This is a genomic window from Cronobacter condimenti 1330, from assembly GCF_001277255.1.
GTDB lineage: Bacteria > Pseudomonadota > Gammaproteobacteria > Enterobacterales > Enterobacteriaceae > Cronobacter > Cronobacter condimenti.
In genome coordinates this window covers 4,135,131-4,146,199 of record NZ_CP012264.1, presented here as the reverse complement: position 1 = coordinate 4,146,199, position 11,069 = coordinate 4,135,131, and the positions used below count along the sequence as shown (strand labels likewise).

7 protein-coding genes are annotated in these 11,069 nt (G+C 56.9%); 5 read left to right on the top strand and 2 right to left on the bottom strand.

Going from position 1 to position 11,069, the window contains the following annotated elements:
- Window positions 1-79: 79 nt before the first annotated feature.
- The 3 genes from AFK62_RS19055 (at window position 80) to AFK62_RS19045 (ending at window position 5,182) form a co-directional block, all read left to right on the top strand.
- A complete protein-coding gene (locus AFK62_RS19055) occupies window positions 80-2,038 on the top strand; it encodes a sensor domain-containing phosphodiesterase (protein ID WP_032984819.1) in 1,959 nt (652 codons plus the stop codon).
- 180 nt (window positions 2,039-2,218) lie between these two features.
- Window positions 2,219-3,505 carry a dicarboxylate/amino acid:cation symporter gene (locus tag AFK62_RS19050; RefSeq protein ID WP_007679315.1) on the top strand — a complete coding sequence of 429 codons (1,287 nt, stop codon included), beginning with the start codon at window positions 2,219-2,221 and terminating at the stop codon, window positions 3,503-3,505.
- 198 nt (window positions 3,506-3,703) lie between these two features.
- Window positions 3,704-5,182 carry a M16 family metallopeptidase gene (locus tag AFK62_RS19045; RefSeq protein ID WP_032984818.1) on the top strand — a complete coding sequence of 493 codons (1,479 nt, stop codon included), beginning with the start codon at window positions 3,704-3,706 and terminating at the stop codon, window positions 5,180-5,182.
- A 103-nt stretch (window positions 5,183-5,285) separates the two neighbouring features.
- Here AFK62_RS19045 and kdgK read toward each other — a convergent pair whose 3' ends face one another.
- Window positions 5,286-6,218: a 2-dehydro-3-deoxygluconokinase gene (kdgK, locus tag AFK62_RS19040; protein WP_007679311.1), complete on the bottom strand. Its 933-nt coding sequence runs from the start codon at window positions 6,216-6,218 to the stop codon at window positions 5,286-5,288.
- Window positions 6,219-6,451: 233 nt separating this feature from the next.
- Here kdgK and pdeH point away from each other — a divergent pair, with 233 nt between their 5' ends.
- Window positions 6,452-7,225 carry a cyclic-guanylate-specific phosphodiesterase gene (gene pdeH / locus AFK62_RS19035; protein ID WP_007679309.1) on the top strand — a complete coding sequence of 258 codons (774 nt, stop codon included), beginning with the start codon at window positions 6,452-6,454 and terminating at the stop codon, window positions 7,223-7,225.
- A 64-nt stretch (window positions 7,226-7,289) separates the two neighbouring features.
- Complete coding sequence (locus AFK62_RS19030) at window positions 7,290-9,347, top strand: AsmA family protein (protein ID WP_007679307.1); 2,058 nt, start codon at window positions 7,290-7,292, stop codon at window positions 9,345-9,347.
- Between the two features lie 173 nt (window positions 9,348-9,520).
- Here AFK62_RS19030 and AFK62_RS19025 read toward each other — a convergent pair whose 3' ends face one another.
- A complete protein-coding gene (locus AFK62_RS19025; protein WP_007679306.1) occupies window positions 9,521-10,849 on the bottom strand; it encodes an MFS transporter in 1,329 nt (442 codons plus the stop codon).
- Window positions 10,850-11,069: the final 220 nt, after the last annotated feature.

Below are 11,069 nucleotides of genomic sequence, written 5' to 3'. Positions count from 1 at the left end.
AACAATGCAGTATACTTCCGCCCGCAATGATAATTATGAGTGATTATCATGCGGGCAGTGGCATCAGTGGAGAATCAAGTTGCGAGTCAGTCGTTCCCTAACGATTAAACAGATGGCAATGGTTTCGGCCGTTTCCGTCTTTTTTCTTTTTATATTCAGCGTCGTTTTGCTGTTTCATTTTGTGCAGTCTCACCGCTACCACACCGCCATGCAGATGGAGAGCATCGCTCGTTCGGTGCGCCAGCCGCTTTCCGCCGCTATCCTGAAAGCCAATATTCCGGAGGCGGAGGCTATCCTTCGCGATATCAAACCTGCAGGCGTGATTAGCCGCGCCGACGTGGTGTTGCCTAATCAGTTCCAGGCGTTGCGCATGCGCTTTATGCCTGAACGGCCCATTCCGGTGACGCTGGCGCGCGTGTTTGAACTGCCGGTGCAAATTACGTTGCCGCTCTATTCGCTGGAGCGGCCCGCCAACCCGCAGCCGCTCGCTTATCTGGTGCTCCAGGCGGATTCGTGGCGCATGTACCGCTTTATCATTAATGCTATTTCGACGCTGCTGACCACGTTTTTGCTGTTGGCGCTTATCCTCTCTGTGGCGATTACCTGGTGTATTAACCGGCTGATCCTCCATCCGCTGCGGGACATTACCCGCACGCTGAATAATCTCGACCCGCATGAGCTGGCGCATCATCAGCTCGCTATTCCGCGTCTGCATCAGGATGATGAAATCGGCATGCTGGTGCGCACTTATAACCGCAACCAGCAGGCGCTGGCGCGGCAGTTCGACGAGGCGCGGACCAGCGCTACGCGTTTCCCGCTGACCGGCCTGCCGAATCAGGCGTTGCTGACGGCGCTGCTTGAACAGACTGTCGCCAGCGGCGGGGCAACTGCGCTGCTGTATGTCGCCTGTGAACCGCTGCGCGACGTTGAGGCGTCGCAGCGCGACACGCTTGCGCTGGCGCGCGTGGATAAACTGCGCTCTGTGCTTACGCCGCGCATGATGCTGGCGCAAATCAGTCAGGACGATTTCGCGATAATCGCCCACGGCGTGAAAACGCCGGAACATGCGGTCACGCTGACGCAACAGTTACTGGCCGCGCTCGACGAGCCGCTTGAGCCGCGTTCCGGCGCGCCAACCGCCGCCGCCAGCATCGGAGTTGCGATGTTCGATGGCCGCCAGAATGCCTCGACGCTTTACCAGAGCGCGATTTCTGCCGCGCTTGAAGCGCGCCGTAAAGGCATTAATCAGGTGGCGTTCTTCGGCGAAAATGCGCCTTCGTCACCGGAAAACGCGATGCATCATGCGCTTGCGCGTCGGCAGTATGCCGTCTGGCTGCAACCGCAGGTGGATATGCGCAGTGGGCAGATCGTTGGCGCCGAAGCGCTGCTGCGCGAGCGACAGCCTGACGGCGACTGGACGCTGCCTGACGGGTTTATCGATAACATCGAATCCAGCGGGCTTATCGTCACGGTGGGCGACTGGGTGCTGGAAGAGGCGTGTCAAATCCTGGCGCGCTGGCAGGCGCACGGCATTACGCTGCCGCTTTCCGTGAATGTGTCGTCCTTGCAGCTGTTAAACCACGATCTGGTGCAGACCATGCTGCAACGACTGGAGCGTTACGCCATTTCACCCGGCACGCTGGTTCTGGAGATGACCGAAAGCCAGCGCATTGACGACACGGCGGCGGCTATTGCCATTCTGCGTCCGCTGCGCGAGGCGGGTGTCCGCATCGCGCTGGACGATTTCGGTATGGGCTATTCCAGCCTGAGCCAGTTGCAGAAGATGAAAGCGCTACCGGTAGACGGCCTGAAAATCGACAAGAGCTTTATCGATCATCTGCCGGACGATGACAGCGTGGTCTCGGCGATTATCGCAATGGCGAATAATCTGCGCCTGACGCTGGTGGCGGAAGGCGTGCAGAATGAGGCGCAGCGCGACTGGCTGTTAGGCGCGGGCGTCACGACCGGGCAGGGCTATCTTTTCGGCAAGGCGGCCACACCAGCCGCTTTTGAAGACCAGTGGCTCGCCACACTGTAAGGCCGCTGCAAACGGTGTAAAGGGGTGAGAGCTGACGCGTTTCAGCTCATAAAATTTAACATTTATGTTTCTTATTTGATGCTCTGATATTTCTGGCATGTTTTACGGGTGTTACTTTTAGCGCTACAGGCGGGCATTTCACACACCAATCCTGTGGTTATTACCTTCAAGGACACCCCTATGAAACTCTCTCTTTTCAAAAGCCTTTATTTTCAGGTGCTGACCGCGATAGCTATCGGGATATTGCTCGGTCACTTCTACCCGGAGCTGGGCGCGCAGATGAAGCCGCTCGGCGACGCCTTTGTGAAGCTGATTAAAATGATTATCGCGCCGGTGATTTTCTGTACCGTTGTGACAGGCATCGCGGGTATGGAAAGCATGAAGGCGGTGGGGCGCACGGGCGCGGTCGCGCTACTCTATTTTGAAATCGTCAGTACTATCGCTTTGCTTATCGGCCTGGTTATCGTCAACGTCGTACAGCCCGGCGCCGGGATGAATGTTGACCCGGCAACGCTCGATGCCAAAGCCGTTGCCGTTTACGCCGAACAGGCGCAGCAGCAGGGCATTGTCGCCTTCCTGATGGATGTCATTCCTTCAAGCGTTATCGGCGCGTTCGCCAGCGGTAATATTTTGCAGGTGCTGCTGTTCGCCGTACTGTTCGGCTTCGCGCTGCACCGTCTGGGCCGCAACGGCCAGCTGATTTTCAACGTCATTGAAAGTTTCTCGCAGGTCATCTTCGGCATCATCAACATGATCATGCGTCTTGCGCCCATCGGCGCGTTCGGTGCTATGGCGTTTACCATCGGTAAATATGGCGTCGGCACGCTGGTACAGCTCGGCCAGCTGATTATCTGTTTCTATATCACCTGTATTCTGTTTGTGGTGGTGGTGCTTGGCAGTATTGCGCGTGCGACCGGTTTCAATATCTTTAAATTTATCCGCTACATCCGTGAAGAGCTGTTGATCGTGCTCGGCACCTCGTCCTCGGAATCCGCGCTGCCGCGTATGCTCGATAAAATGGAAAAACTGGGCTGCCGCAAATCGGTGGTGGGGCTGGTTATCCCGACGGGCTATTCGTTTAACCTTGATGGCACCTCGATCTACCTGACGATGGCGGCGGTGTTTATCGCCCAGGCGACCAATAGCCATATGGATATTTTCCATCAGATAACGCTGCTGGTTGTGCTATTGCTTTCATCGAAAGGTGCTGCTGGCGTAACGGGCAGCGGATTTATCGTGCTGGCGGCGACCATTTCCGCAGTGGGCCATCTGCCAGTGGCGGGGCTGGCGCTGATCCTCGGTATCGACCGTTTTATGTCAGAAGCGCGCGCGTTAACCAATCTGGTGGGCAACGGCGTGGCGACGATTGTCGTGGCGAAATGGGTTAAAGAACTCGATGAAAAACAGCTGCGTGATACCCTGAATAACAAGAATTCTTCTGCAAAAACGCCGCAAATCTCCTCCTAATCTCACTGTTTAGCCCGTCGCTGCTTGCTCTGGCGACGGGTGCCTGCGCATAATTAGCTTTTATTTCACTCTATTGCGCGACATTTCCGCATTTTTGCGGTCTAACGAAAAGTTTAAGCGCTATCTTTGGCGGCGGGCCACAGCAGCTCTTGTCGCCATTTGACTGTTTTTAACCAGGAATGTTGATCAGGGGTATACATGCAGGGCACAAGAATTCGACTTATCGCTGGCGGCTTATTAATGGCGGCCGCCAGCCTCGTGCAGGCAGAACCGCTCCAGCCCGACCCGGCCTGGCAACAGGGCACGCTGAGCAATGGCTTTCAGTGGCAAATTCTCTCCACACCGCAGCGCCCAAGCGATCGCATCGAAGTTCGCCTGACCGTGAATACGGGCGCGCTTGCTGAAAATACCCAACAAAGCGGATATACCCGTTTTCTGCCACGTCTGGCGCTGACCCAGAGCGGCAGCCTCCAGGCGGTGCAGGCGCGCTCGCTCTGGCAGCAGAGCATCGATCCAAAGCGACCGATGCCGCCTGTGATGGTCTCTTACGATTACACGCTATTTAATTTAAGCCTGCCGAATAACCGAAGCGATCTGCTGAAAGAAGCGCTGACCTATCTTTCCGATACCGCGGGCCGCGTCGCGATTACGCCTGAAAGCATCACTAAAGCGCTGCAAACCCAGGATATGGTCGCTACCTGGCCGGACACGCAGGACAGCTGGTGGCGCTATCGCCTGAAAGGCTCCACGTTACTGGGGCACGATCCCTCCGTTGACCTCAAACAACCGGTCGATGCGGCGCAACTGAAAGCCTATTACGAGAAATGGTACACGCCGGACGCGATGACGCTTATCGTGGTGGGTAATATTGACAGCCGCGCGGTGGCCGAACAAATCAACAAGGCTTTCGGCGATCTGAAAGGCAAACGCGAGACGCCAGCGCCGGTGCCTACGTTATCGCCGCTGCGCCGCGACCCGGTCGCCCTTATGACTGACGGCGTGCGCCAGGATCGTCTTTCAATTATGTGGGATAACCCGTGGCAGCCGATCCGCGAATCTGCGGCGCTCCAGCGCTACTGGCGCGCCGATCTGGCGCGCGAGGCGCTGTTCTGGCATGTGCAGCAAAACCTCAGCAAAAACAACATCAAGGATATCGGCATTGGCTTTGACTGCCGCGTGCTGTTCCAGCGTGCCCAGTGCGCGATTAACCTTGAATCACCGAACGATAAGCTCGACAACAACCTGGCGCTGATCGCTCGTGAGCTGTCGAACGTGCGCGCAAATGGCCTGTCAGTAGATGAATTCAACGCCCTGATCGCCCAGAAAAAACTGGAGTTGCAGAAGCTGTTCGCGACCTATGCACGCACCGACACGGATGTGCTCATCAACCAGCGGATGCGCTCGCTGCAAAATCAGGTGGTGGATATCGCGCCGGAGCAGTACCAGAATCTGCGCCAGAGCTTCCTCAATAACCTGACGGCCGCGGAGCTGAATCAGGATTTACGCCAGCAGTTGTCGCAAGAAATGGCGTTGATCCTGCTGCAACCGAAGGGCGAAGAAGAGTACAGCATGAAGGCGCTCAAAGAGACATGGGACCGCATCATGACGCCCGTGACGGCACCGCCGGCCCAGGAGGACGCGCGTTCGGATGTGACAGACATTCCGCCAGCCCGTTAATTCGCGCTAAGCCTGAAAAACCCGATGCGCGGCCGTCGGGTTTTTTTATGGGTGCCTATAAAAAAGCCCGGCACGCGGGCCGGGCTGATTTATTGTGCGTCCGTTACTGCGGCATCGCCTCGCGCGGGATGATAGCGCCGCGGTACTGAATGACGGTGCTTGCAGTCAGATGGCCGCGTTTCGCCGCGTCTTCAGCACTGCCGCCGGTCAGGCGCACCGCCAGATAACCAGCGCTGAAGGAATCACCCGCCGCTGTGGTGTCGACGACTTTTTCTTTCGGCAGTTTCACCGCCGGGACGTCGCACAGCGGCTCGCCCTGTACGGCGACCAGGCAGGAATCAGCGCCGCGCTTAATCACCACTTCACGCACGCCTGCCGCCTGGGTCCGCGCGATCACCTCATCGACCGGTTTCTCGCCCCACAGCGCGTCTTCATCATCCAGCGTCAGGAAGGCGATATCGGTGCAGGCAAGCATCTGCTGATAGACCTGCTGCGTCTCTTCACGGCTCGCCCACAGACGCGGACGGTAGTTATTATCGAAAATCACCTTGCCGCCGTTGGCGCGACAGGTTTTCAACAGACCCAGCAATTTTTCGCGGCTCTGCGGACTTAAGATGGCGAGGCTGATACCGCTCAGGTAGAGATAATCGAACTGCGCCAGCTGGGCGCAAATAGCGTCGGCCTCGTCGCTTTCCAGCCAGAAGCGGGCTGCGGCCTCGTTGCGCCAGTACCAGAAGGTGCGCTCACCGCGTTCGTCGGTTTCGATGTAATACAGCCCCGGCAGGCGGTTATCCATGCGCTGGGTAAGAGCGGTGTTCACGTTTTCGGCCTGCCAGGCGTCGAGCATCTGCTGGCTGAAGCTGTCTTTACCAAGCGCGGTGACGTAGTGCACCGAGAGCGCCTGCGGGTTCACCTGCCGGGCGATATAGACCGAGGTATTAAGCGTGTCGCCGCCAAAGCCGCGGTTAACCTGCGAGCCTTTTTCCGACAGTTCAATCATGCATTCGCCAATCACGGCAATCTTTTGCTCTGACATTGTGATTCACCTGAAAACGAGAAGATGGGCGTTAGTGTGTGCCGCCGCGATCGCGCAGTCAAACGTTTTAAAACGGTGTTCCAGTATTTTTTGAGCTGAACCAATATTCCTGAAGAAAAGCGTTATGACTTATTAACGTACGGGTCGGACAACTGTGCATAAAGTTCTCAACCGTACCGCCGATAATTCCTGGACGAGTCCCGGTAAGCCATCTCATAACAGGACCATTTACCATGAATTTAAAACAGGTCACTCACCGACTGGCGCTGCCGTCAGCGAGTGTCGAAAGCCTGCACGAGCGGCGCTACTGGCTGCAGTGTGAGCGAACCTATACCTATCAGCCGATTTACAGAACCGACGGCCGGTTGCTGGCGGTGGAGCTGTTGACGATTGTCACGCACCCGAGCGAACCGACGCGCCGCATCGCGCCGGACCGCTATTTCGCCGGGCTGCCGGTACGCTATCGGGTAGAGGTGATTGAAGAACAGCTCCAGGTGCTGTCATCGCGTGCACCGTTTTTCACGGAAAATAACGTGCTGGCATCGGTCAATGTCGACGGCCCGACGCTGATGGCGATGCGCGACATGCCGCAAATTCTGGCGATGACGGAAAAACTGCCGTGGGTACGTTTTGAGCTGGTTGAGCATATCAGTCTGCCGCAAAACTCGACGTTTGCGAGCTTCTGCGAGTTCGGCCCGCTGTGGCTTGACGACTTCGGTACAGGGATGGCGAATTTCTCGGCGCTGAGCGAAGTGCGTTATGACTACATTAAAGTGGCGCGCGATCTGTTCATCATGCTGCGTCAGAGTGATGAAGGCCGCAACCTGTTCACGATGTTGCTGCAACTGATGAACCGCTACTGCGAAGGCGTGATTGTCGAAGGCGTGGAAACGCTGGAAGAGTGGCAAGATGTACAACAGTCGCCTGCCCTGGCCGCGCAAGGGTATTTTCTCTCGCGCCCTGTGCCATTCGAAACGCTGGAAAAGGTAATACTCAGACTTGCCTGATGAGCTTTGCGCTGTCGTCAACTATCTTTAGTGGAGACAGACATCATCAGGACGAGGTGTGAGGATGACGAAAACAACCAAAATAATCAGCGTGGTAGCAGGGGTTTTCTTGTTGCTGGTCGTGATCGCAATCATCGTTATTGCGACGTTTGACTGGAATCGGCTTAAGCCGACCATCAACCAGAAGGTCTCCACGGAGCTAAACCGCCCCTTCGCCATACGCGGCGATCTGGGGGTGGTATGGGAGCGAAACAGAAACGAGCCTGGCTGGCGAAGCTTCGTGCCGTGGCCGCACGTGCACGCTGAGGACGTCGTGCTCGGCAACCCACCTGATATCCCGCAGGTCACCATGATTCACCTGCCGCGCGTAGAGGCGACGCTTGCCCCGCTGGCGCTGCTGACCAAAACCGTTTATCTCCCGTGGATCAAATTTCAGAAGCCGGACGCGCAGCTGATCCGTCTGTCGGAAAAAACCAATAACTGGACGTTCGACATGAAGCAGAGCGAGGGCGATGAGGCACAGCAGCCCTCCGCCTGGTCGTTCCGGCTCGATAATATTCTCTTCGATCAGGGCCGCCTGCGGGTGGACGATAAAGTGAGCCGCGCCGATGTGGAAATCCTCATCGATCCGCTCGGCAAGCCGTTGCCCTTTAATGAAGTGACCGGAGAGAAAAACAAAAAGGATGGCGACCAGGTTGGCGATTATGTTTTCGGCCTGAAGGCGCGCGGCACGTATAACGACCAGCCGCTGCGCGGCAGCGGAAAAATCGGCGGCATGTTGGCGCTGAAAAGCGAAGGCACGCCGTTCCCGGTGCAGGCCGATCTGCGCTCGGGCGACACCCGCGTGGCGTTTGTTGGCACCGTGAACGATCCCATGAACATGGGCGGCGTCGATCTACAGCTCAAATTCGCGGGCAACTCGCTGGGCGATCTTTATGAACTGACAGGCGTGTTGCTGCCTGATACGCCGCCGTTTGAGACTGACGGGCGTCTTGTTGCGAAAATTAACAGTGAAAAAGGCTCGGTGTATGACTACCGCGGCTTTAACGGGCGGATTGGCGAGAGCGATATTCACGGCTCGCTGACCTACAGCCAGCGCAAACCGCGTCCGAAGCTGGAGGGCGATTTGGAATCCCGCCAGCTGCGCCTCGCCGATCTCGGCCCGCTGATCGGCGTTGATTCGGGCGCCGGGGCTGAGAAAAGCAAAAAATCTGAGCAGCGTAAAGGCGAAAAACCCGCACAGCCGGGCGATAAAGTGCTGCCGCACGATACCTTCGAAACCGATAAATGGAACGTGATGGATGCCGATGTGCGCTTTAAAGGCCGCCGCATTGAGCACAGCACGCGCCTGCCGATTAGCAATCTCACCACGCACATTGTGCTCGCCAATGGCGATTTACACCTGAAGCCGCTCAAGTTTGGCATGGCGGGCGGAACGATTGACGCCAATATTCATCTCGATGGCGATAAACAGCCGATGCAGGGCGCAGCGGAGATTCAGGCGCGTCGGTTGAAGCTTAAAGAGTTGATGCCGAACGTGGAGCTGATGCAGCGCACGCTTGGTGAGCTTAACGGTGATGCGAAACTGCGCGGGACGGGGAATTCGGTCGCTTCGCTGCTCGGTACCAGCGACGGCAACCTGAAAATTCTGATGAATGACGGGCTTATCAGCCGCAACCTGATGGAGATCCTGGGGCTGAACGTGGGGAACTTTATTGTTGGGCAGATATTCGGTGATGACGAAGTGCGGGTGAACTGCGCGGCGGCGAACCTGAACCTCACCGATGGTGTGGCGCGCCCGGAAATCTTCGCGTTTGATACCGAAAACGCGCTCATCAATATTACCGGCACCACGAATTTCGCCAACGAGCGGCTGGATTTAACCATTAACCCGGAAAGCAAAGGGGTGCGTATCGTGACGCTGCGTTCGCCGCTTTACGTGCGCGGCACCTTTAACGAGCCGGATTACGGCGTGAAGCCGGGGCCGCTTATCGCCCGCGGTGCGGTTGCGGCAGCGCTCGCAACGCTCGTAACGCCTGCCGCCGCACTGCTGGCGCTCATTTCGCCGTCCGAAGGCAGCGAAAACCAGTGCAGCGCGATTCTGGGGCAGATGAAAAAATGATGCATCTCAACGTATTCGTACCCTGCGGCTGCGTTTAGCATGGCATTCAATCATAAACCGTCAGGCTTATTCTTCTTTCACCCGCGTTACCGACGCGGGATCACGAAGGTGGGATGAACGTAACAAACAAAAAAGGCTGCCCGCAGGCAGCCTTTTTCTTTACGTGCAGCCCATCACAGCGACTGGTGGCGCGTCTCGTTAGTGGCGATAAGCGCGATTAATGTTAACGCCGCCATCGCCGCCAGATATATTCCCACGTAAAGCAGCCCGTAATTCGCCTGCAACCAGGTCGCGATATAAGGTGCAACCGATGCACCAAGGATCGATGACACGTTATAGGAGAACGATGCGCCGGTGTAGCGCACTTCAGTCGGGAACAGCTCCGGCAGCAACGCGCCCATCGGGCCAAACGTCAGGCCCATCAGGCTCAGACCAATCAGCAGATACGCCATTACCATCGTCTGGCTGCCGGACCCCAGCAGCGGCGGGAACACAAACAGTGCGAACAACAGAATCAGCGTCGTTATTGTGATCATGCTCTTACGACGCCCGAAGCGGTCCGCCAGCAGGCCCGCGACCGGCACCATCACGCCAAAGCCAATCACCGCCATCATCAGCATCCACAGCACGTCGTTACGCGGAAAGCCAAGCCCGCCCTGCGCCGTTGGCGTGGTGCTGAAGGTCATGGAATAGACCGTCATGATATAAAACAGCGTATAGGTGGCGAGCATAATGAACGTGCCGAGAATGGTCACGCGCATATGTTTCGTCAGCAGCGTGCCGAGCGGCACTTTCACCTGTTTCTTCGCTTTGGCGATTTTGGCGAACACCGGCGTTTCGTGCAGCGATACGCGCACATACAGGCCAATCAGCACCAGGACCGCAGAGAAGATAAACGGCACGCGCCAGCCCCAGCTCATAAACTGCTCGTCGGTCAGAAGCCAGGAGAGCAGCAGGAAGGTGCCATTGGCGAAGAAGAAGCCGATGGGCGCGCCGAGTTGCGGGAAGGAGCCATACAGCGCACGTTTATGCGCAGGCGCATTCTCGGTCGCGAGCAGCGCCGCCCCGCCCCATTCACCGCCAAGGCCCAGCCCTTGCCCGAAGCGTGCCAGCGCCAGCAGCAGCGGCGCCATAATGCCGATGGACGCATAGCCTGGCAGCAGGCCTATCAGAACCGTCGAAATGCCCATCGTCAGCAGCGACGCGACGAGTGTCACCTTGCGGCCCACGCGATCGCCGAAATGGCCAAATACCGCAGAGCCGATAGGGCGCGCCACGAAGGCGATAGCAAATGTCGCGAGCGACTGTAGCGTGGCAGCCGTCGGATCGCCCTGCGGGAAGAAAATGTGCGGAAACACAATGACCGCCGCGGTGGCGTAAATATAGAAATCAAAAAACTCAATGGCGGTGCCAATGAGCGAGGCGATGACGACCTTACTGCGCGAGTTAACGGGCGCGGCGTCATGTTCATTGTCGATGCTGGTGGCGATAGATGCTTGCATAGAATTTTCTTATTTTATTACCGTCGAAACCCCATATTAGCCACAGCAAAAACGACATTTCAATTCAGCGCAGCCCGCAGAGCTGCGCAAAAAACAGGCAAAAAGCGGATAGTTTTAGCACCAGCAAATTCTCTTCTATGAAATGCTTCACAGAATTTAATATTCAGTCGATAAAACTGGTTTTAGGTTAAATAAAAGTTACACCCTGGATTTTTATGCT